20 protein-coding genes and 1 tRNA gene are annotated in these 20,581 nt (G+C 64.2%); 13 read left to right on the top strand and 8 right to left on the bottom strand.

Annotated features, from left to right (window positions below; translation table 11 throughout):
- Window positions 1–134: 134 nt before the first annotated feature.
- Entirely contained in the window at window positions 135–833 is a 699-nt protein-coding gene (locus LQ955_RS15220; protein WP_231025346.1) for a FadR/GntR family transcriptional regulator, read from the top strand.
- A gap of 56 nt (window positions 834–889) precedes the next feature.
- Here the strand turns inward: LQ955_RS15220 and LQ955_RS15215 are convergent.
- The 3 genes from LQ955_RS15215 to LQ955_RS15205 form a co-directional block, all read right to left on the bottom strand.
- A tRNA-Gly gene (locus tag LQ955_RS15215) sits at window positions 890–960 on the bottom strand.
- Window positions 961–1,023: 63 nt separating this feature from the next.
- Entirely contained in the window at window positions 1,024–1,704 is a 681-nt protein-coding gene (locus LQ955_RS15210; protein WP_231025345.1) for an enoyl-CoA hydratase/isomerase family protein, read from the bottom strand.
- A gap of 121 nt (window positions 1,705–1,825) precedes the next feature.
- Window positions 1,826–2,764, bottom strand: coding sequence for a DMT family transporter (locus LQ955_RS15205; protein ID WP_231025344.1), 939 nt, complete (start codon window positions 2,762–2,764; stop codon window positions 1,826–1,828).
- 108 nt (window positions 2,765–2,872) lie between these two features.
- Between LQ955_RS15205 and LQ955_RS15200 the strand changes: the two genes are divergently transcribed.
- The 3 genes from LQ955_RS15200 (at window position 2,873) to LQ955_RS15190 (ending at window position 5,254) form a co-directional block, all read left to right on the top strand.
- A complete protein-coding gene (locus tag LQ955_RS15200) occupies window positions 2,873–3,379 on the top strand; it encodes a nuclear transport factor 2 family protein (protein WP_231025343.1) in 507 nt (168 codons plus the stop codon).
- Window positions 3,380–3,450: 71 nt separating this feature from the next.
- Window positions 3,451–3,978, top strand: a complete 528-nt coding sequence (locus tag LQ955_RS15195; protein ID WP_231025342.1) for a VOC family protein — start codon at window positions 3,451–3,453, stop codon at window positions 3,976–3,978.
- A 10-nt stretch (window positions 3,979–3,988) separates the two neighbouring features.
- Window positions 3,989–5,254, top strand: coding sequence for a cytochrome P450 (locus tag LQ955_RS15190; protein WP_231025341.1), 1,266 nt, complete (start codon window positions 3,989–3,991; stop codon window positions 5,252–5,254).
- On the opposite strand, the gene LQ955_RS15185 is transcribed toward LQ955_RS15190, so the two are convergent.
- From LQ955_RS15185 to LQ955_RS15165, 5 genes are all read right to left on the bottom strand, one after another.
- Window positions 5,241–5,708: a MarR family winged helix-turn-helix transcriptional regulator gene (locus LQ955_RS15185; RefSeq protein ID WP_231025340.1), complete on the bottom strand. Its 468-nt coding sequence runs from the start codon at window positions 5,706–5,708 to the stop codon at window positions 5,241–5,243. The two genes, LQ955_RS15190 and LQ955_RS15185, sit on opposite strands and share 14 nt — an antisense overlap.
- A 124-nt stretch (window positions 5,709–5,832) precedes the next feature.
- Window positions 5,833–6,825, bottom strand: a complete 993-nt coding sequence (locus LQ955_RS15180) for a PDR/VanB family oxidoreductase (RefSeq protein ID WP_231025339.1) — start codon at window positions 6,823–6,825, stop codon at window positions 5,833–5,835.
- Between the two features lie 71 nt (window positions 6,826–6,896).
- Window positions 6,897–7,382, bottom strand: coding sequence for an HtaA domain-containing protein (locus LQ955_RS15175; protein WP_231025338.1), 486 nt, complete (start codon window positions 7,380–7,382; stop codon window positions 6,897–6,899).
- Window positions 7,379–8,290 carry an alcohol dehydrogenase catalytic domain-containing protein gene (locus LQ955_RS15170; protein ID WP_231025337.1) on the bottom strand — a complete coding sequence of 304 codons (912 nt, stop codon included), beginning with the start codon at window positions 8,288–8,290 and terminating at the stop codon, window positions 7,379–7,381. The genes LQ955_RS15175 and LQ955_RS15170 overlap by 4 nt, the downstream gene beginning before the upstream one ends.
- Window positions 8,287–9,486, bottom strand: a complete 1,200-nt coding sequence (locus tag LQ955_RS15165) for a CoA transferase (protein ID WP_231025336.1) — start codon at window positions 9,484–9,486, stop codon at window positions 8,287–8,289. Before LQ955_RS15165 ends, LQ955_RS15170 begins: the two co-directional genes overlap by 4 nt.
- A 217-nt stretch (window positions 9,487–9,703) precedes the next feature.
- On the opposite strand from LQ955_RS15165, the gene LQ955_RS15160 reads away from it, so the two are divergent.
- The 9 genes from LQ955_RS15160 to LQ955_RS15120 all read left to right on the top strand — a co-directional run bounded on the left by LQ955_RS15160 (window position 9,704) and on the right by LQ955_RS15120 (window position 20,542).
- On the top strand, window positions 9,704–10,570 hold the full coding sequence (locus tag LQ955_RS15160; RefSeq protein ID WP_231025335.1) for a branched-chain amino acid ABC transporter permease: 867 nt from the start codon (window positions 9,704–9,706) through the stop codon (window positions 10,568–10,570).
- On the top strand, window positions 10,567–12,411 hold the full coding sequence (locus LQ955_RS15155) for a branched-chain amino acid ABC transporter ATP-binding protein/permease (RefSeq protein ID WP_231025334.1): 1,845 nt from the start codon (window positions 10,567–10,569) through the stop codon (window positions 12,409–12,411). Before LQ955_RS15160 ends, LQ955_RS15155 begins: the two co-directional genes overlap by 4 nt.
- Window positions 12,408–13,130, top strand: a complete 723-nt coding sequence (locus LQ955_RS15150) for an ABC transporter ATP-binding protein (protein ID WP_231025333.1) — start codon at window positions 12,408–12,410, stop codon at window positions 13,128–13,130. Before LQ955_RS15155 ends, LQ955_RS15150 begins: the two co-directional genes overlap by 4 nt.
- Before the next feature lie 58 nt (window positions 13,131–13,188).
- Window positions 13,189–14,388 carry an ABC transporter substrate-binding protein gene (locus LQ955_RS15145; RefSeq protein ID WP_231025332.1) on the top strand — a complete coding sequence of 400 codons (1,200 nt, stop codon included), beginning with the start codon at window positions 13,189–13,191 and terminating at the stop codon, window positions 14,386–14,388.
- Window positions 14,389–14,508: 120 nt separating this feature from the next.
- Window positions 14,509–16,704 carry an acetate--CoA ligase family protein gene (locus LQ955_RS15140; RefSeq protein ID WP_231025331.1) on the top strand — a complete coding sequence of 732 codons (2,196 nt, stop codon included), beginning with the start codon at window positions 14,509–14,511 and terminating at the stop codon, window positions 16,702–16,704.
- Window positions 16,691–18,013 (top strand): CaiB/BaiF CoA transferase family protein, encoded by a 1,323-nt coding sequence (locus tag LQ955_RS15135; RefSeq protein ID WP_231025330.1) that lies wholly within the window; start codon window positions 16,691–16,693, stop codon window positions 18,011–18,013. Before LQ955_RS15140 ends, LQ955_RS15135 begins: the two co-directional genes overlap by 14 nt.
- The gene (locus LQ955_RS15130) at window positions 18,010–18,978 is read left to right on the top strand and encodes an enoyl-CoA hydratase/isomerase family protein (protein WP_231025329.1); all 969 of its coding nucleotides are present in this window, start codon (window positions 18,010–18,012) and stop codon (window positions 18,976–18,978) included. The genes LQ955_RS15135 and LQ955_RS15130 overlap by 4 nt, the downstream gene beginning before the upstream one ends.
- Before the next feature lie 3 nt (window positions 18,979–18,981).
- Window positions 18,982–19,692: an enoyl-CoA hydratase/isomerase family protein gene (locus LQ955_RS15125; RefSeq protein ID WP_231025328.1), complete on the top strand. Its 711-nt coding sequence runs from the start codon at window positions 18,982–18,984 to the stop codon at window positions 19,690–19,692.
- A complete protein-coding gene (locus tag LQ955_RS15120) occupies window positions 19,685–20,542 on the top strand; it encodes an enoyl-CoA hydratase/isomerase family protein (RefSeq protein ID WP_231025327.1) in 858 nt (285 codons plus the stop codon). Before LQ955_RS15125 ends, LQ955_RS15120 begins: the two co-directional genes overlap by 8 nt.
- The last annotated feature ends 39 nt before the right edge of the window (window positions 20,543–20,581 follow it).

Raw genomic sequence — 20,581 nt, 5'->3', positions numbered from 1 at the left:
ATCGCGTGACAGCCGTCGTGGCCGCAGATGGTTTCACAGTGGTTACGGCCCCGAAATCCGCCCGAAACATTGGCCCTTTGGTACTACCACTTGAGTGGCCCATGCCCACTAGACTCGATCGACGGAGGTGCAGAGTGGCAGGCAAGGTCTCGTTCACGATCGAGCACGAGTCGCGCAGCGTGAGCATGTCGATCGTGCAGCGGCTCGAAGCGCTCATCACGAGCGGTGAGCTCACTCCCGGTGAGCGACTGCCGCCCGAACGAGAGATGGCGACTCAGCTCGGCGTCTCTCGCAATTCCCTTCGTGAAGCGTTGCGCGAACTCGAATCCCGCCGCCTCATCTCCCGCGAGCAGGGTCGCGGAACCACCGTGCTCGGCCCGACGACGGCCGCCGATGAGCTGGCGAACCTCGACACCCTCATCGCGCCTGGGCACCTGCGCGACGCAACCGAACTGCGCGAGCTCATCGAGCCGCGTGCTGCCGGCCTTGCAGCCCTTCGCGCAACGCGTGCCAGCCTCGCCCAGCTGCGTGACAATCTCGCTACCACGGCACAAGACCTCACCCCATCGGCCTCACTCGAGCAGTCGTTGCGGTTTCACTCGCTTCTCGCGCAGGCCTCGGGCAATCTGCTCATCGCTCGCCTGCACGCCATGACCATGGAGTGGACCAGCGACGTCGAAATCGACTCCCACCGCACGAAGAAGGCACGGCGTCTCGCCCACGACGAGCACCTCGCGATCTACGAGGCCGTCGAAGGCGGTCGCGTCGCCGATGCCGAGCGGCTGATGATCGAGCATCTCGTCAGCGTGCGTGGAATGATCGCCGACGCCTGATTCGGCTGCGCTCGGGTGTAGCGGGGCAGTGGATGATCGCTGCCCGGCTGTTTCGGAGCGGATGACGGGAATCGAACCCGCGCTATCAGCTTGGGAAGCTGAAGTTCTGCCATTGAACTACATCCGCATGTGTGAAGCGCTTCAAGAATAGCAGTGCGGTCGCGGGCCTCGTTCCGGCGTCGCGGGAAAATCAGCGGGGCAGGTCGAGCGCGTTGCCATCGCTTTGCCGCAGAGCCCGCAGCGGCTCGGCGTAGAGCGTTGACTTGATGGCGGCGACGGTTCTCGAATCTTTGTCGGCAAGCGACTCGGCGAGTTCCACCGCGCGGTCGACCAGCTCTGACTCGTTCGAGACTTCGTCGACGAGTCCGGCCGCCAGCGCCGCTTCGGCTGCATAGCGGCGCCCGGTCACCATGGCGTCGCGAGCGACGTTCGGGGTCAGCTTGCTGGTGAGCAGGGCGGTCATTCCGGTGGTGAAGGGAATCTTGATGTCGACCTCGGGCAGACAGAGGTAGCCACGATCTGCGCGCATGACACGGTAGTCGTGTGCCAGCGCGAGCATCGCCCCGGCCGCGAACGCATGGCCTTGGATGGCCGCGATCGTCACAAGATTGCCGCTCAGAACCCGCGCGAGCATCTCGTGCACGACGGAGGCGAGCGCACCGGCGCTCTCGGGATTCGCGAGCACCCCGTCGAGATCAAGACCGTTCGACCAGAACTTACCAACGCCGGCCGTCACAAGTGCCTTGCGGCCCGGTTGTGCTTCGACTGTGTCGAACAGGCGCATGAACTCGGCGACCCACTCCACGTTGAATCGGTTCTCTGTCTCATCGAGTCGCAAAATGAAGACCGACCCGGCTTTGTCGAGGTGCATGCCCGACATCGTAGCGCCGCGAGCGACACAGCATGCTGATGCCGCCTGGGCCGAGCGCGGCCTCGAGCTGCTGCAGGGGCTGGGCTTCTAGCGGCCGATCGGCTCCGGCGGGCGATGGGCGTCACGTGACGACGGGCGAAGAGACGCCGACCGCGCGGCGGTGCGCGGCACCGAGCTGACTGGTGACCACGCCCGCGAGAATCAGCGCGCCCCCGATCGGCTCGTTCCAGTCGATCGTTTCGCCGAGCACCACGACGCCCAGAATGACGCCGACCATCGGCATCAGGTAGGTGACCGTCGAGGCCCTCGTTGCACCCCAGTCCCGCACGATGCGCGTGTTCCAGATGTAGGCGACCCCGGTGCCGATGCAGCCCAGAATCAGGATCGCCCCGACCGGCACCAGGCTGAAGGTGACCGAGACCGTGACCGCCGCGGGAATCAGGATGAGCAGCGGAAGCGAGGCCAGTGAGACTTGCAGGAACGAGATGGTGACGGCATCGTGGCCTGACACCGAGACGAAACGGCGCATGTACACCAGACCGAACGCGTAAACCGTAGCGGAACAGAGCATGACCAGCTGTGCCGGAAGCGTATCGGCCAGGTGTGACAGATCGAGAAACCGCCAGGGACCGATCAAGACCAGCACCCCCACGATGCCGATGACCACGCCCAGTACCTGCACTCGAGTCAGGCGCTCGCTTTTCAGCAGCAGAGGGGTGAAGGCGACAGTCATCGTCGGGGCGATGGCATTGAAGATGCTCGACAGGCTGCTCGGCAGATACTGCCCCGACCAGGCCGTCATGATGAAGGGAAGCCCGCACTGCGCGGCCCCGACGACGGCCATGTGCCCCCACAATCGGCGGCTGCGCGGCAGTCTGCGGCGAGTCGTCAGCATGATGATGCCCAGCACGGTGGCGCCGAAGAACACGCGCAGCAGGGCGATCTGCGGCACCGAAAAGGCCCCGAGCGACAGTTTGATCAGCAGAAAGCTCGAGCCCCAAACGAGCACCATCGCTGCGAAGCGCAGTACGTTCGGCCACGCCCCGGGGATACGTGCCACGATGCAATCAACCTCCGCCGAACATCCTACTTTCATTAGTTAGCTTGGTAAAGTAGTCATATGCTAGGCCGGGGAACTCCCTCCTTACAATGACGAAAGGACTCTGTGATGACTCTCGACGATGTGATTGCGCAGCAAGAAATACAGAACGTGTTGCTCCGCTACTTTCGCGCCATGGATCGGGTCGACAACGAGATCGGCTACTCGATTTTTCACGAAGACGGTGTGGGCGACTACGGGCCTGGCATTTTCACCGGCTCCGGCCACGACCTCATCGACTGGCTGAACGAATACAACCGCACTCTCGTGACGAGCCATCATCAGATGTCGAATTACACGATCGAAGTGAACGGCGACCACGCCGCGAGCGAGACCTACGTCAACGCCACCCTCATTCGTCAGGAGGGCGACGACTTCATCGTGCGCAGCGTCTACGGTCGTTATCTCGATGCGTTGTCGAAGCGCGACGGCCGCTGGGCCATCGACAGCCGCTTCTACCGGCGCGACTTCGTGTACGAGCAGATTGTCGCCGACATCACGATCGGCGAGAGCAGCGCCCGGCTGCCAGACGACCGGTCGTATGCCCTCTTCGCCGAGAGCACGATAGCGCAGTAGAAGAACTAGTTAGCTATGTGTAGTATTTGTGTGACGCCGTTTCGGGCGCATGCTTTTCACTGGAGGAAGCCATGTCATCAAAGCCGATGCTGAAGCTCTATCACACCGGAATCATCGTCGATGATCTGCAAAAGGCGATGGATCGGATGGGCCCTGCGCTCGACCTGCTGTGGGCACCGCCCCGCACCTCGACGGTGCCGCTGCTGTGCCCCGATGGGGTTGTCGGGCGCGAGGTGCGCTTCACCTACTCCCTGCAGGGCCCGCACTACATCGAACTGCTCGAGCAGATCGACGCGTCGCCCTACCTCAACCTGACCGGCGGCCGGTACGTGCACCATCTCGGCTACTTCACGGATGACCTCGTCGGCGCAGCGGCAGACCTCGAATCGCGTGGCTACCGGCGAGAGCTTTCTGGCATCGACGAGAACGGGGGCATCGCCCGCGCCACGTTCCACTACAACGACGACGCGCCCGGCATGTGGATCGAGCTCGTCTCGCACGAAATCGCCGCAGAGATCGGCGACTGGATTCGCGAAGCGGCCGAGGCGAATGGCGTGCCGTTCGAGAACCCGTTCGTACTGCCTGCGAAGACGGTCTGAGGTCGTCACTATGACGAACAAGGTCGATCTTCCTTTGCAGGAGCGCGTGCAGCTGCTGCTCGCCGGCGATGCGGAGATGCTCGCGGATCCGTTTCCCACCTGGAACCAGTTGCGCGACGAGCATCCGGTCTGGCGGCTGAGCGACGCCGTGGTGCTGAGCCGGTACAAAGACGTTCGAGAGCTGCTCGGAGACGACAATCTGCTCTACAGCAGAGCCGCGACGAAGCACTCTCAGCGTTACGAAGAGGCGCGCGAGCGCTTCTCCGTCGAAGGGCGCGACGCCTTCGATGCTGTGCTCGATCAGGAGTTTCAGCAGCTGGTGCGACTGGATCCGCCCGACCATCCGCGCATCAAGGCCCTGGTTCAACCCCCGTTCGCCCTGCGCTCGCTGAAGGCCGAGATGGAGGAGAAGGTCACGGCGCGGGTCACTCAGGGGCTCGACGAGCTGGCTGCGGTCGACGGTGTCGTCGACTTCAAGCGCTTCGCGTACACGCTTCCGCTGACGGTGCTCGGCGACCTGCTGGGTATTCCTCTGGGCGATCTCGAGCAGATTCACGAGTGGGCGAAACGTATCGCCGAGAACAAGTTCAACGCCGATTCCGAGGAGTCCGCCCTAGAGGGGGCCGACGCCTACAGGGGGCTGATGGACTACATCGAATCGCTGCTCGAGAGGCAGCGGGCATCCGGTGCGACAACCGGCCTCATCGCGGCGCTGATCGACTCGGAGCGCTCCGGAGCGATGACCCACGACGAGTCGAAGGCGATGGTCGCTCTGATGATCTTCGCCGGGCACGAGACCACCAGCAATCTGCTCACGATCGGAATGCTGAGTCTGCTCACCAACCGCGATCAGTGGGAGGCGCTCGTCGCAGAACCCGACCTGGCCGTGAAGGCGGTCGAGGAACTGACCCGCTTCGTCACACCGGCGCACTTCTTGCCCTATGTCGCAGCGCAGGCTCGAGAGATCGACGGCGTGCAGATCGAGGTCGGCGACACCGTCATCGGCGTGCTCGCGGCGGCGAACCGCGACCCGTCGGTGTTCACGAACCCCGATTCGCTCGACATTCAGCGCAGAGAGAGCCGCATGCACATCGGTTTCGGCATGGGCACCCACTCGTGTCTCGGCGCCGGTCTTGCGCGCATGGAGGCGGTCGCGTTGTTCCGGCAGATGGCGGAGCGTTTTCCCGATGCTCAGCTCGCCGAGCAGCCGTTCGAGTGGGGTGGCCGCTCGCTTCGTACGCCCCTGACGCTGCCGCTGGTGCTCAACGCTCGATGACGGTGACCTGCAGGCTGGTGAGCTTCTCGAGTGCCGGCAGAGCGTCGATCAACTTGGTGATCTCGTCGGGTGAGAGCTGGTCGATGTGCTCGGTGAGCCAGATCTCTCGCTTTTCGAGGAGTTCGATGCGCTTCGCCTCGCCCAGGTCTGCCAGACGAATCGACTGAGCACGCCGGTCGGTCGCGACCTCTTCGCGAGAGATGAGACCGAGCTCGAACAGGCGATTGAGGGAACGCGTGACCGCGGGCGGTGTGACGCCCTCGCTCTCGGCCAGCTCTTTCGCTGTGACCGGTTCGAGCCGGTGAATCGTCATGATGAGCGAGATGAGCGCGTAGGGCAGGCCATCGTTGTTCTGCTGGCGCAGCAGGCGCCCCAGCCGGCCGAGCGCCATTCGCAGCCGAATCAGGTTCGTCTGTGAGACGGGGGAATCGTCGGGAACAGAGCCAGACGTCATCGGGCGCTGCCCGAGGTGAAGACGATGCCAGAGTTCATAGGTGTTCGGCTCACTGTTGTGGCGGGCCTGCTTGGCCGCGCAAGTATGGCAACAATATACGGAGTTGTTCATGTGGTGTGCAATTTTAGAGATCGAGCTTCAACGGGCATCCCCCAACCGAACGCGACACGCAAATGAACATCGACTTGTTCGCGGCTTTCTCGCTGTCGGTCAGAATCGAGTCGCGATGGTCGGGCAGCCCGGCCAGAACCACGGTTTCGCAGGTGCCGCACGTGCCCTCACCGCAGGAGGAGATCACCGGCAGGTCGTTCTCTTCTGCGATGTCGAGAATCGAGCGCCCGGCTGGAATGGTGAGCGTCAGACCGCTGTCGGCGAATTCGACCTCGAAGTCGACATCCGCCGATTCGTCGATCTCTTTGCCGACAAATCGTTCGGTGTGCAGGCTGTCGACGGGCCAGTGCGCGGTTGCGGCCTCGAGCGCCGTGAGCAACGACTCCGGCCCGCAGGCATAGACCAGCGTGTCGGGCTGCACCTCGGCGAAGTAGGCGGCGAAATCCAGCCGGCCGTCGGTGTCGCCGGTGACGAATCTGACCTTCTCGCCGTGATGGGCCAGGTCTTCGACGAATGCCATCGATGAGCGCGTGCGCCCGGCGTAGACCAGGTTCCAGTTCGCGGCACTCTGCTCTGCGGATTCGATCATCGGAACGATGGGAGTAATGCCGATGCCGCCGGCGACGAACACGTAGTTCTTCGAGGGCTGCAGCACGAAGTTGTTTCGAGGCAGGCTCACGGTGACCGGCGACCCGACGGCGATGGTCTCGTGCACGGCGTGCGAGCCGCCACCCCCGTCGACCTCTTTGAGAATGCTGACGCGCCACTTCTCGGTGTCGGAGGTGCTCGACGACAGAGAGTACTGACGAATCAGATCGTCGCCGAGATGCAGATCGATGTGGGAGCCGGGCGTCCATCGCGGCAGGCTGGCGCCCGACGGGTCGACCAGAGTCAGCGAGACGACTCGATCTGCCTCAACGGTGCGCCCTTCGACCACGAGCGAAAGCCGGGCGTTGGGGTCGTTCGGCGCCTCACGCTCGACGACGTGGTCAGACTGGGTTGCCATTGTTAGTACCTCCGATGTGACGAAAATGTGTGGAGTGGGGCGCGGCGCCCCTGTCGTGCGCGTGTCGGTCATCACGGCGTCGCAAAGACGATCGTGACCGGATCCATCTCGGTGCCGCTTTGGTATTGCCCGTTGAAGACGCCGATCGCCTCTACCGTGAGGGTCGAGGGGATGCCCGTGAAGCCCTGCGGCGCAAAGGGCTCCTCGACGGCCAGACGCACGATCTCGATGCGCTTGCCCGAGGCGGGATCGCGGTCTGGGTCGGGAATCGTCAGTGCGGCGCCATCGCCATCGATCTGCACCCAGGGGTCGGTGATGGTGACACTCATCATTCCGAAGTGCCCGCTCACGACCGCGCGGCCGCGGAATCGAAGAACACCGAATCCGGTGGCGATGTCGAGGCGCTGGTCTGCCTCGGCGGTGAACGAGAACGGCCCGAGGCCCGTGACGGTCGCTGGTTCTGCGGCGCTGATCTCGCCATCGTCGAGACCAGACACGTATTCGAGAAAACTCTGCTTGATTGCCCAGTCGAGGCGAATCGCCGTCGGCCCGGTCATGCGACGAGTACCGTGCGGCGGCCGGTGCGGCTCGCAAACGAGGTGAGCGCGGCTTCGAAATCGTCGAGTCGAAAGATGTCGGGATTCTGCAGGTGCAGACTGCCGTCTGCGAGATGGTCGAGCAAGAGCGCAATCTGAGAACCCGATTCGGGCACGATCGCCGTCGCTCCGGCCGCACCCTTCGACTCGAGCTGATCAGGCAGGGTTCCCGGCACGCACGTTATATAGGTACCGCCGGCCCGCACGGCAGCGGAGGCATCGATTCCCGCGGCGTCGATGATCGAATGGAAAGAATCGGCAGGGGCCTCGCCACAGTAGACGGCTGCGATCGACGGGTTCGTGCGGAGCTGCTCTGCCTGCTCGGGTGTGCGCACGAGGGCATGGCACTCGACCCCGAGGCGGGCGAGCATTTGCACCGTGCAGCCGCCCACCGCTCCGCCGGCGCCGACCACGAGAACCCGGTCGCCGGCCGACGGCGCCAGTTTTTCGATCGCCTTCAGGGCAGTGAGGCCGACGAGAGGCAGCTGGGCGAGCACGGCCGGCTCGATGGCCGCAGGTGCCAGGGTGATGGATGCGGCGGGCACCGCGACGAATTGCGACCACGTACCGCGCCCGGTCGAAGCCATTCTCACCATGCCGACGACCCTGTCGCCCACCTCGAACGTCTCAGCACCGTCAGCACGCCGCTCTATCGTGCCGACGATGTCCCAGCCCAGTGTGTACGGCGACGTTCCGGCACGCGGCGCGATGCTGCCGCCGCTGATCTTGAGGTCGGCCGGGTTCACGGCCGAGGCCTCGAAACGAACCAAGACCTCGCCGGAGGCCAGTTCGGGCTCGGGGGCTTCGCGGTAACGGAGCGTCTCGCGGCCACCGGGAAAGTCGAATTGCACGGCACGCACAACGGTCACCGGCCTATCTTCTGGGAGTCGAGCCATTCGGCGAGAACTTCTTCGGTGTGCTGACCGATCGAGGCGGCGGGTGTTGCGGGTGCCGCCGACCATCCGCTCATCGTCGCTGCCTGCCGCGGCACGGGGTAGACCCCGATGCCCGGGTGGTCGACATCGTCGAAGAGCGTGCTCTGCCGAACGAGCCCGTCGGGCGCGATGGCCATCTCGCGAACCGTGCGGTACTCGCTCCAGAGCACGGCGCTCGCGGCCAGCTGGGCCCGAGTCTCAGCGCTGCTGCGCGCGGCGAACCACGGGGCGAAGAGTGCCGAGGCGAGATCACGATAGGTGTAGCGCACCTCATCGTCGCCGAAGTCGATGGCCAGACTCGATTCGATGCCGGCGACGGCGTTTTCGACGCCGGTCAGTGCGACCAGGCCGCGCCAATGCCGGCCGGTGAGGGCGACGATCATGAATCGGCCGCCGTCGATTGTGGTGAAATCTGCGCCGTACGTGCCATAGAGCGAATTGCCTTCTCGCTTGCGTTCCGCGTTGTTCAGCACGACGTCGGCCACGTAGCCGAGCTGGGCCAGCGTCGTTGCGGCAATGTCGGCGAGAGTGACGCTGATCGATTGCCCGAGCCCGGTTTTCGCTCGAGCGCGCTCCGCCGCGAGTATCGCCAGCGCGGCCTGCCGGCCAGCCAGAAGATCCCAGGCCGGCAGAACGTGGTTGACCGCGAGACTCGTACCCACCGGGCCGGTGATGAGCGGCAGGCCCGTCTCTGCGTTGAGGGTGTAGTCGACCGCCGAAGAGCCGTCGCTGCGCCCGTTGAGCTGAACGTGAATGAGGTCGGATCTGGTGTGCCGAAGCTGATCGTACGACAGCCAGTCTTGGCCGACCGCGTTGGTGATGACGATGCCGCGCCCCTCGCCCTCGGTCGCCAGAAGCCGACGCACCGTGTCTTTACCCTCTTCCGAACGAAGGTCGAGTTCGACAGACCGCTTGCCGCGGTTCAGGCCCGCCCAATAGAGACTGCTGCCATCGCGGGCGAGCGGCATGCGGCGGGTGTCGGGTGCGCCGCCAAGAGGATCGATACGAATGACATCGGCCCCCATTTGCGCCAGGGTCAGTGTGGCCGAGGGGCCCGCGACATACGTCGACACATCGATGATGTGCAGGTCGCTGAGCGGGCCTGTGCGTGGCCGCTGCGCTGAGTCCACGAGAAACCTCCTTGTGTCGCAATGAACTATTCGTATACTAGGTTAACTTTATGTCGCCGGGGCTGTCGAGACGAATTTCTCTCGTGTAGCACCGGCAAAAAAGCTTCGTCGTCACTAGTGACGTCGGTGCGATTGATGTAGGTTGCTTCGTAACACTTAACAACGCTAACTATTGTCGTTGTTATGTATTTTTGTACTTACAAGGGAGTGAGTCTCGATGATCGTCTTTTTGATCGCCGTGCTATCCGCCTCAGCTGTGCTCGTGCCGATGGTGGCCTCGGTGAGTCTTGTCTATCGCGTCGGCGGTGTGGTGAATTTCGGCGCGGGATACGTTGCCATCTTCGCAGCTGCCGCCTGCGCTTCGTGGACTGCCGCCACGAATTCGCTCATCGGCGCACTGCTCACCCTCATCGCCGGCGGAGTCGTCGGCACCATCACCTATTACGTCGCCATTCGGCCCGCGCAGCGTCGCGGAGTCTCGCCGATCGGCCTCACGCTCGCTTCGCTCGGTGTCGGCCTGATTCTCAATTTCGTCACACGCACGATCTTCGGCGGAGCGCCGACCGTGGTGCAGCCCTGGATCTCGGGCACGGTCGACATCTTCGGCTATCGCACCGCCACCCAGCGGATTCTCGTCATCGTGCTCGCGGCGGTGCTGCTTCTGGTGCTCTGGTTTCTGCTCGATCGAACTCTCGTCGGCCGATCGCTGACGGCGGTCTCGCACGACAAGGAACTCGCCGCGATCTACGGCATCCGCGGAAGCCGGTTTCAGCTGCTCGCCTGGGTGGTCGCCGGCATCTGCCTAGCGATCGGAGGCATGTTTCAGGCCAGCCTGGCCAGCGTCTCTGTCGAAGTCGCACCGACTCTGCTGCTGTTCTCTTTGGTCGGTGCGGTCATCGGCGGGCTCAACTCGCTGTTCAGCGCGGTCGGCGGTGCCGTCGTCGCCGGTGCGGCGGTGACTGCGATGGATACGTTCGTCGGCCCCGGATTGCAACTCACGGCCCTGTTCATTGTGCTCACGGTCGTTCTCATCTTTCGGCCCAACGGCCTCTTCACCTTCAGAGGAACGGCGGAACGAGTATGACCACCGCAACCGTGACCCGCCGCTTGCGGGGCCCTGCCACCTTGCGGATCGCCGCACCCGTCGTGCTCGTTCTGATCGGCTTGATCGTTTCGGGCAACGCGTACCTGGTGCACATCGCCAGCGCTGCGCTCATCGCCTACATCTTGACGGTGGCGTTCAACCTGATCTACGGGTATGCCGGCATCTTCAACATGGCGCTGGTGATGACGTACGGGCTCGGCGCATTCACCAGCGTGTTTCTCGAGGTCAAGTTCGGTTTGAACTTCTGGATCGCCCTCATGCTCGCCGTAGCGGTGACGACAGGCCTCTCGGTCTTGGTGGCGCTGCCGACTCGCAGACTGAGTGAGGTCTTTCTCGCCATTCAGACGTTGGCCTTCGCACTCGCCTTGGCCGAGGTCGTGGTGAACTGGAAAGACTTCAGCGGTGGAACCATCGGTATCTTCTTGATTCCCTCGCCGAGCTTCTTCGGAGTTCTGCTGATCGGCGGCCTGCCCGCCTATTACTGGCTCGTCGCCGTGTTTGCGTGGCTGGTTTTCGAACTGATGCTCCGCATTCAGCACTCGGCAATGCGCCGCAAGTTCACGGCCTTGCGGGAGGGTCCGCGCATCCTCTCGGCTGTGGGCATCTCGTCGAGTTCCACCCGACTCGTGGCCTTTGCGCTCTCTGGTGCGCTAGCGGGGCTCGCGGGCGTTCTCTTCGCGCACTTTCAGCTGGTGATGGACTTGGACACCTTCAGCTTCACCCGACTGATCGCGCTGCTGCTCGCGGTCATCCTGGGAGGCGCCGGATACTTCTGGGGCCCGCTGTTCGGTGTCGCCGCCCTCGTCGTGATGGACGAACTCTCGCTGGCCACCAGCTCGGCGCAAGACCTCATCTACGGCATCGGCATTCTCGTGCTCGTGATTCTGACTCGCGGCGGTATCGCGGGTGCGTTCAGCGATCTCTGGGCCCGGGTCAAGGGCCGCATCGGGCGCGTCGAGCCGACCGTCTCGGCGCCCGATGCGCCGGCCGGGTCTGCAGAGGCCGTCTCGGGTATCGATCGCGCCGGCAGGCTTGTGCTCACCGAGCGGACCGGTCAGGTACGGCACCTCACCCTGAACGACGTGAGTGTGCGTTTCGGCGGCAACACCGCGGTCGATCATGCCAGCGTTCAGGTCTCGACGGGCGAGGTCGTGGGTCTCATCGGCCCGAATGGGGCCGGCAAGACCACGCTGCTCAATACGGCGACGGGCGATGTGCCGACGTCGGGCGGCTCGATTCAGCTCGACGGCGTGGAGCTGATCGGCAAGCGCCAGGCAGAGATCGTTCGCCGGGGAATCGGGCGCACCTTTCAGAGCCCGAAGTACATTCCCGACCTCTCGGTCATCGAGAACGTCATGCTGGGCGGTGACGGGCGAGCGAAGGCGAGTGCGTTCGGTCAGACGATCTACTCGCCCCGGGCGCGACACGACGACGAGCGCATCAGGGGCCGGGCGATGGAATTGCTCGCCGACTTCAATATCGCAGGGCGAGCCGAGCATCCCGCGGGCGCTCAGCCCTACGGCGTGCTGCGCATGATCGAGATCGCCCGCAATCTAATGCTCGAACCGTCGTTCTTGCTGCTCGACGAGCCGGGCGCCGGACTCACCGAGTTCGAGCGCGACGAAGTCGCGGCCATTGTGCGAATGCTCTCCGAGCGTGAGATCGGCGTTCTGCTCGTCGACCACAACCTGCCGCTCATCAACGCCGCCTGCGATCGCATCTACGTCTTGCAGACCGGCAAGATCATCGCCCACGGCGCCCCCGCCGAGGTCTTCGCGCAAGACGAAGTCATCTCTGCCTACCTAGGAGTGCCACAGTGACAACGCCACTGCTCGAGGTTCAGAACATCACCGTCGCGTATGGGCGCCACAGCCCGGTGCTGCGCGAGATCTCCCTAACCGTGGGCGCGGGTGAGGTCGTCGGTCTGGTCGGGATGAACGGTGCTGGCAAATCGACGCTGATGTCGTCGATCAGCGGCGCGCTGAAGCCGAGTTCCGGTCGAATCCTCTTCGAAGGCGCCGACATCGCCGGTGCCGGAACGGCGTCGCTCGCCCGCAGAGGCATCGTGGTTCTGCCCGAGGGCCACCGGGTCATCCGCCCGCTGACGGTCGATGAGAACCTGCAGCTTTCGACCATGTTGCTGCGCCCGGCCGAGGTGCGCAAGCGGCTGGCTGAGGTGCGCGATCTCATCTACGAACTGTTTCCCGTTCTGCTCGAGCGAAAAGACCAACTCGCGGGTCTGCTCTCCGGCGGAGAGCAGCAGATGCTCTCGGTCTCGCGCGCCATCGTGCAGAACCCGAAGCTGTTACTGCTCGACGAGCCGTCGCTCGGTTTGGCGCCGCTCATCATCGATCGCATCTACCAGTCGTTCGGGGCGCTGCGCGAACGGGGCATGTCGATGCTGATCGTCGAGCAGAACAGCGAACGCGTCGCGCGCGCCTGCTCGCGAATGATCGTTCTGCGCGAGGGCCGTATTTCGGCCGAAGGCGTTCCGGATGCCCTGACCGGCGCCGCGCTCAACTCGGCCTACTTCGGGTAGGCCCGGCCACAACTTCACATCGCACCAAACGCCCTACCTATTCGAGAAAAGAGTGAAAATGAAGAAATTGATCGCACCAGCAGCGATTGCCGTCGCCGCTGCGCTGCTTCTGGCCGGCTGCAGCGGGGGAGGCTCGACGTCGAGCTCCTCCGGCGGCACCTTCACCGGTAAGCCGCTTGTCGTGGCATTCCCCGTTCCGTTGACCAGCGGTAACAAGGCGACGGCAGAGCAGATGGTCAACGCGGCCACGCTTGCCGTCAACGAGATCAACGCCAAAGGCGGCGCCGGCGGTCGCGAACTCGTGCTGAAGACCTACGACGACCAACTCACCGCTGATGCTTCAGCCCAGGTGACACAACGCGCCCTCACTGTCGATGGCGCCGAGATCGTCGCCGGTGCATACACGACCATCGAGGGTCTGGCGATTCGGCAACTGACCGATCCGCGCAAGATCGTCTTCATGTCGACGTCGACGATCTCGCCCGCGTTGACCGACGGTTCGCAGTATGTCTTCCGCACGGATCACGTGCAGTCCGACTACCCCAACCAGATGGCCCAAGCCGCCTCTGACCTCGGGCTGAAGAATGTGCTCGTCGTGCATGATGACTCACCGTCGGGCTCGACCCTGTCAGATCCGATCGACCAGGCGCTGAAGGCGAAGGGCGTGAACGCGCTCGCTCCCGTCGGCTACACCCTGAATGCCACCGATCTCTCGTCGACCGTGGCGACGATGGCTGGAGAGAAGCCCGACGGTGTCATCATCGTCGGGTCGTCGGCCGCTGACGCGGGTCTGATGGTGAAGACCATGAACGAGCAAGGGCTCGTGGTTCCCCTCATCGGGTTCTCGTCTCCCGTCGCTCCCGATGCTCTTCGCATCGGCGGTGACGCGTACAAGACCATTCCCGTGTACAGCATTCAGAACAAGCAACCCGACAAACCCCTCTACGCCGACTTCGCAGCGAAGTACGCGGCCGCAAACGGCGGAACTGCAGCCCAGGCGGCAGGCGGTCTCTCTGAGGCGGCCGGCGAGACCTACGACGGATTCACGTTCTTGGCCAAGGCCCTCGACGTGACCAAGGGTTCCACCGACGGTGACGCTCTGAGCGCCGCTCTCAAAGGAATCGCTCCCTTCGAAGGCGTCTCGGGCAAAGAGGGCGGCACCATGTCGTTTGCGAACAGCACGCAGGCGTTCAAAGACGAGATGGTGACGTTGAAGTACGACCCGTCGACGCAGTTGCTCGTGGCCTTCAAGCCATAACCGCACGACCGGTGTAAGCCCGCCTCGTCACAGAAAGTCGAGGCGGGCTTTCTTCACCTGAATTGATGAACCTGGTAAACTAATTCTGGACCACAGCATAATCACCGTAAGGAGGCCGTCATGGCCGTCGCTGAACTCACCGCTCGCAGAGCGCTCGTCACGCCGGATCGAATCCGGGCATTTCTCGAACCGCGCAGCATCGCCATCGTCGGCGCTTCGAACAGCTCGAGCTGGGCGATCAACCTCATGAACAGTCTGCGACTGGGCGGCGGGGTCGACAAACTCTGCTTCGTGCATCCGAAGTACCCCGAGCTCTTCGGGCACAGAACGGTTGCGACGCTCCGCGATCTCGCCGAGCCGGTCGACATGGCCTACATCATGGTCGGGCCCGGCCGGGTCATCGAGATTCTCGAAGACGCAGCGGCCGCGGGCATCCACAATGCTGTGGTTCTCGCCGCCGGTTACGGTGAGGCGGGCGAAGAGGGGCAGCTGCGACAGTTCGAGTTGCAGCGTGCGGCAGAAGAACTCGACATCACGATCATGGGCCCGAATACCATCGGCTTCATCAACGGCACGCTCGGCATCGCGCCGTGGGCGGTCGCGTCGCATTACGCTCCCGTCGCCGGCCCGGTCAGCGCCGTCTTCGAGAGCGGCTCGATCTCGCGGGCGACCTACGAATTCGCCCAGGCCCATGCCGTGGGCGTCAGCACGTGGGCTTCGCTCGGCAACTCGGCGGTGATGAACACGCTCGACGTTCTCGACTATCTCGTCGGCGACGAGTCGACGAAATCCATCGCTCTCTTTCTCGAGACGGTGCGTGACCCCGACCGATTCATCGAGGTGGCACACCGTGCGCTCGAGGCGGGCAAACCGATCGTCGCCTACAAGGCCGGTCGAAGTGAAGAGGGCATGCGCTCGGCCATGGCGCACACCGGAGCGATGGCGACCAACGATGCCGTCGTCGATGCCGCCTTCAAGCAGGCCGGAATCGTGCGTGTCGAGAGCCTCGAAGAACTCGTTTCGACGGTCGGGCTGCTGGGCTACACCGATCGCCGGCCTCGGGGCAGGCGCATGGGTGTCGTCACGTCGTCGGGAGGCGGATGCAACGTGATCGCCGATCTCGCGAGCAACCACGATCTGCCTCTGCCGGAGTGGCAGCAGGACACCGTCGATCGGCTGCGCGAGATGCTGCCGCCGTTCGCCTCGACCCTCAACCCCCTCGACACCACCGGCTTCGGCCACGCCCGTGAGCGCCCGCGGCACACCAAGGCCGAAGACGACCTGATGGAGATCGCGGCCGAAGACTCGGGCATCGACTTCATGTTCACCATGATGACCCCCCTGCCGCCGGTCAAGCCCAGCGATCCCGTCTTCATCGAGAGCCGCATGGAGATCATCGGGCAGATTGCGAAGGCGTCACCGGTCCCCATCTTCTTCTCGTCGAATACGGCGCTCGATGTGCACGAATACCCGCGAGACCTGCTGCAGAACAACGGCATCTACCTCTTGCCGGGTGTCGACCTCGCGATGTCGTCGATCGGGTACATGATGCGCTGGATCGACCAGAGCGAGAGCATTCTCGGGCGCGAAGGATCCCTCGAACTGCCCCTCAGCGAGAGCGCGAGTGTGCCGGCTGGAACGTGGGACGAGGCATCCGGTCGCGACCTGCTCGAAGCGGCAGGTGTGCCCATGGTGCCCGCCCGACTCGTCACGACGGCCGACGATGCGGCCCGCGCGGTCGCCGAGATGGGCGGCCCGGTGGCGATGAAGGTGTGCTCGAGAGACATTCCGCACAAGTCCGACGTCGGCGGGGTGGTGCTCGGTGTGACCGATGCGGATGCCGCGCGGTCGGCCTTCGGCCGCATCATCCGCTCGTCGACCACGAACGTTCCGGGCGCCGACATTCGCGGCGTGCTGGTGTCTCCGATGCGCGAACCCGGGCTCGAGCTGCTGGTCGGCGTCACCGTCGACCCGACGTTCGGACCGGTACTCACGGTGGCGCTCGGCGGAATCTGGGTCGAGACGCTGAAAGACAGCAGCATCCGGGTTCTTCCGGTGGTCGCGTCTGACATCGTGGAGATGCTCAATGAGCTCAAGGGATCGGCGCTTCTGAAGGGGGCTCGAGGAACGGCGGCAGTCGATCTCGATGCGCTCAGCGAGAGCATTCTGGCCATCAGCCGCGCCGCGCTCTCGCTCGGCGGCCAACTCGAGGCACTCGAGGTGAACCCGTTGCGCATCAGCAATGGCGTTGTCGAAAGCCTCGATGTGCTCGTCTCCACGATCGATGCGACGGAGGCCGACAGTGACGACCACTGAGCCCAGGATCACAGAGTCCGCGAAGACTGAATCCACGAAGACAGAGCAGACGAAGACGGAGCAGTCGACAGCGACGCCACCGAACACGCTGCCGGCGGGAGCGCTCGACGGCATCCGTGTACTCGACTTCACCCGCTTTATGCAGGGACCCTACGCCACACGAATCTTCGCCGATCTCGGCGCCGAAGTCGTGAAGGTGGAACGCCCCGGCGGGGAGTGGGACAGGCGGCTGCGGTTGTCGCCGGCCGGGTTCGGCGGCTTCTTTCACAGCCTCAACCGGGGCAAACGTTCCATGGCGGTGGATATCACCACCGACGAGGGCCGCGAGCTCATCTTGAAGCTGGCTGCGACGTGTGACGTGGTCATCGAGAACTTCCGCCCCGGGGTGATGGAGCGGTTGGGGCTCGGCTACGACCAGGTGCGCGCCGTGAATCCGAAGGTCATCTTCGCAGCGGCTTCGGGCTACGGGCCCTACGGGCCGAACGCGGCAGAACCCATGTTCGACATGGTCGCTCAGGCGGTTTCGGGCGTCTCTGATTTCAACCGCGGTCTCGACGGCGAGCCGCGGCTTGCCACCCGCGGGCTGGCCGATACCGCAGGCGGGATGTACCTCGCGATGGCGGTGCTCACCGCGCTCTTCGTGCGTGAGCGCACCGGCGAGGGCCAGCGGGTCGACGCATCGCTGATGGGGGCGGCTATCGGTCTGCACACGGCCGAGGTCACCATCGCTCTCGATCAAGATACGGTGTTCAGACTGGGCGGTAATCGGGTCACCTCGACCTCTGGCGCCTTCAAAGCCGGCGACGACAAATGGCTCGTCATCGCAGCCACCGATCAGAAACTGTGGGTGCACCTGACCACCGCGCTCGGCAGGCAAGACTTGTACGACGACGAGCGGTTCGCGAAGAGCCGCATCAGAGAGAAGCAGCGCGACATTCTCGAGCCGCTGATCGAAGAGACGTTTCTGACCAAGGGCCGTGATGAGTGGGTCGAGATTCTGCGGGCCAATGGTGTTCCGGTCGCCCCGGTGAACAGCTTTCTCGACCTGGCCGACGATCCGGATGCCCTGGCGAACGGTTACATCGTCGAGCAGCCCGATCGAAAATGGGGCACGGTCAAGACCGTGGGTTTGCCCTTTCACCTCGAGCGCACGCCTGGAAGAGTCGGTGCGCAGACGCCCGAACTCGGCGAAGACACCGTGGAAGAACTGCTCATCGCCGGCCTCAGTCGTGACCAAATCGGCGACCTTGTGAGCCGGGGCATCATCGAGGTTTATACAGACGACGCCGAGTCAGGAGAAAAACGATGACGCGCTACGGCACGGAACAGAGCATCGCGGCCGCACCCGGCCTCGTGCTGTATGAGGTCGACCGGCAGACGGGCGTGGCGACGATCACTCTGAATCGGCCCGAGAAGCACAATGCGATGAGCGTGCCCATGCGCGACCGCATCACCGATCTCATGGCCGAGGCGGAGACCGACACCGATGTGAAGGTCATCGTCTTTCGCGGCAACGGCCGCTCGTTCTGCAGCGGCAACGAGATCAACGAAGAATGGGGTCAACGCCGACCGCACGAACGCCGGCGCACCCTGAATGTGGGCTACCGATACGGTGCCGACATGGCGTGGGGCAGGCTCGGCTTCAGCCAGGCCATCTCTCGTTCATCGAAGGTGACGATTGCCCAGATCCACGGCTATTGCGCCGCCGCCGCGTACTTCATGATCGCGTGCAAGTGCGACGTGGTGATCGCGAGCGACGACGCCAAGATCGGCGCCCTCGAGGCCCGCTTTCTCGGCCCGGCCGGTGCCGTGGCCAGCGTGCACATCAACCGCATTCTCGGCACGAAGGCCGCGAGGCGAACCGGATTCACGGCGATGCCGATGACCGGAATCGAGGCGAAAGACCTCGGGCTGGTTCATCAGACCGCCTCGGCCGCCGACCTCGGTGAGGCGGCGCGCCGTGTCGCTGAAGAGATCGCCGCCAAGCCACTGCAGAAGCTGCTCTATCTCAAGGCCCGCATAAAGGCTGCCGAGGGCGTGATGGACACGAGCGTGCCGTCGATCACCGGTCTCCTCGTTTCGCACTTTCTGCAGACCGCGCCCGACGAACTGGACTTCTGGAAGACCGCCAAAGAGGTAGGCGTGGGCGGCGCGCTCGACGCCGACAAGAAGCGGCAGGGCGCGGCAGACCCGCGGGTGACAAAAACGGTGTCGGCGTCGGCCCCAGCCGCGGCGCCCGCAGCATCCGCACCCGTCGCTGTAGAGAGGAGTTGACCCGTGGACATCACGATCGACAACTGGATCGGCATCATCGAGGTCGACGACTTCTCGCCGCTGAACCGCGGCGACATCGCCTTCACCACTGCGTTGCGGAATGCCGTGGTCGACCTTTCTGACAACGACTTCGTCAAGGTGATCGTTCTGCGCAGCAGAGGGGACTTCGCGCCCGCTCAGCTCGCACCCGACCCCGACCCCGCGCTCATCTTCACCGACTGGAGCCGCACTGTCTCCGGCGCGTCAGCTCTCTATCAGAGCATGACGTTTTCGAAGAAGGTGATTCTCACCGAGGTGGCGGGAGAGTGTTCGGGTGCCGGCAGCCTGCTGGTGCTCTCGTCAGACCTCACGGTGGCGGCGCATGACGCGACCTTCGCGTCACCGTTCGCCGAGCATCCGGAAGCCAACTTCGTGCTCGCGGCGCTGACCATACGGCTCAACAGAGCGAAGGCCTGGCTCATTCGCGATTACGCCATCGACGCCGCGCAGGCCGACGCCTTCGGGCTCGTCAACCGGGTCGTCGACCGCGACCGGCTCGCCTCTGCCGCGCTCGACATGGCGGCATCGGCCGCACTGATGCCGCTCGACGGGGTGGTCATGACCAAAATGCTTCAACAAGCGGTGCTCGATGCGTCGGGCGTCGGAAGGGAATTCGACATGGCGAGCTTCTACTCGGCGGGTCTGCTCGTGAGTCACGGTGAAACCCATGAGTGAATCGCGCGTCACCCTCGACCTCGATCGCGCGGCGCACATCGCCCGAATCACGCTGCGGCGGCCCGAGGCGCGCAATGCCATAGACGCACCGATGGCGGCCGCGATCTGCGGCTATCTCGACCAGGTCGAGAGCGACGACGACATCAAGGTCGTCGTTCTCAGCTCGGTCGGCGACGATCTGAGTTCTGGGTGGGATCCCGACGAAGTGTGGCGGCAGTACCTCGACGCCCCGGGCGGCTCGGTGAAGAAGCATCCGAGTCAGCGGGCAAGGCTCATCGCGCTCGACGAGAACTGGTGGGGGCCGAAGGGGCTGTATTCGCGGCTGCTGAAATGCCGCAAGGTCACCATTGTCGAGGCAAAGGGCGACTGCCTCGAAACCGGGCTGTACTTCGCGCTCTGCGCCGACCTCGTTGTCGCCTCAGACGATGCCCGCTTCGGCAACCCGCGGTGGCGCAACGTGGGCGCCGACGGTGACCTGTCGCTGCTGATCGCCCTGGTGGGCCTCAAGCGCGCGAAAGATCTCATGTTCCTCGGTCTGAACTGGTCTGCTCAGGATGCCCTGTCGTACGGCCTGATCGACTGGACAGGTTCTGCTGCCGACCGCAGCGCCAAAGTCGAGGAGCTCGCGACGATGTGCGCATCGATCATGCGCGACGGAATCGTGAGTGAGAAGTACGCGGTCTTCGCGTCGCTGGCCAAGATGGGCATAGATCTGTCGTTCGCGGCGACCACGGTCGTCAGCGCGTCGCTCAGCAACATTCACTTTCAGCCCGACGAGTACAACTTCTTGCGCGAGCTTCGGGCCGAGGGCGCCGAGTCCGCACTGAAGTCGTCGCGCGGCGAACGGTAACTGCTACGCGGGAGCACAGAAAAGGAGGGGAAGAGCAGC

This window comes from Subtercola endophyticus (assembly GCF_021044565.1).
Taxonomy (GTDB): Bacteria; Actinomycetota; Actinomycetes; order Actinomycetales; family Microbacteriaceae; genus Subtercola; species Subtercola endophyticus.
Note: the sequence above shows the minus strand (reverse complement) of the source record. Positions and strands in the feature narration are given on the sequence as shown.

Bases quoted from the DNA above. Each gene is read 5' to 3' on its own strand.
- LQ955_RS15180 (WP_231025339.1), bottom strand. From the start codon at position 6,825: ATGGCAACCCAGTCTGACCACGTCGTCGAGCGTGAGGCGCCGAACGAC.
- LQ955_RS15210 (WP_231025345.1), bottom strand. From the start codon at position 1,704: ATGCACCTCGACAAAGCCGGGTCGGTCTTCATTTTGCGACTCGATGAG.
- LQ955_RS15185 (WP_231025340.1), bottom strand. From the start codon at position 5,708: ATGACGTCTGGCTCTGTTCCCGACGATTCCCCCGTCTCACAGACGAAC.
- LQ955_RS15140 (WP_231025331.1), top strand. From the start codon at position 14,509: ATGGCCGTCGCTGAACTCACCGCTCGCAGAGCGCTCGTCACGCCGGAT.
- LQ955_RS15195 (WP_231025342.1), top strand. From the start codon at position 3,451: ATGTCATCAAAGCCGATGCTGAAGCTCTATCACACCGGAATCATCGTC.
- LQ955_RS15160 (WP_231025335.1), top strand. From the start codon at position 9,704: ATGATCGTCTTTTTGATCGCCGTGCTATCCGCCTCAGCTGTGCTCGTG.
- LQ955_RS15155 (WP_231025334.1), top strand. From the start codon at position 10,567: ATGACCACCGCAACCGTGACCCGCCGCTTGCGGGGCCCTGCCACCTTG.
- LQ955_RS15190 (WP_231025341.1), top strand. From the start codon at position 3,989: ATGACGAACAAGGTCGATCTTCCTTTGCAGGAGCGCGTGCAGCTGCTG.
- LQ955_RS15200 (WP_231025343.1), top strand. From the start codon at position 2,873: ATGACTCTCGACGATGTGATTGCGCAGCAAGAAATACAGAACGTGTTG.
- LQ955_RS15120 (WP_231025327.1), top strand. From the start codon at position 19,685: ATGAGTGAATCGCGCGTCACCCTCGACCTCGATCGCGCGGCGCACATC.
- LQ955_RS15130 (WP_231025329.1), top strand. From the start codon at position 18,010: ATGACGCGCTACGGCACGGAACAGAGCATCGCGGCCGCACCCGGCCTC.
- LQ955_RS15175 (WP_231025338.1), bottom strand. From the start codon at position 7,382: ATGACCGGGCCGACGGCGATTCGCCTCGACTGGGCAATCAAGCAGAGT.
- LQ955_RS15145 (WP_231025332.1), top strand. From the start codon at position 13,189: ATGAAGAAATTGATCGCACCAGCAGCGATTGCCGTCGCCGCTGCGCTG.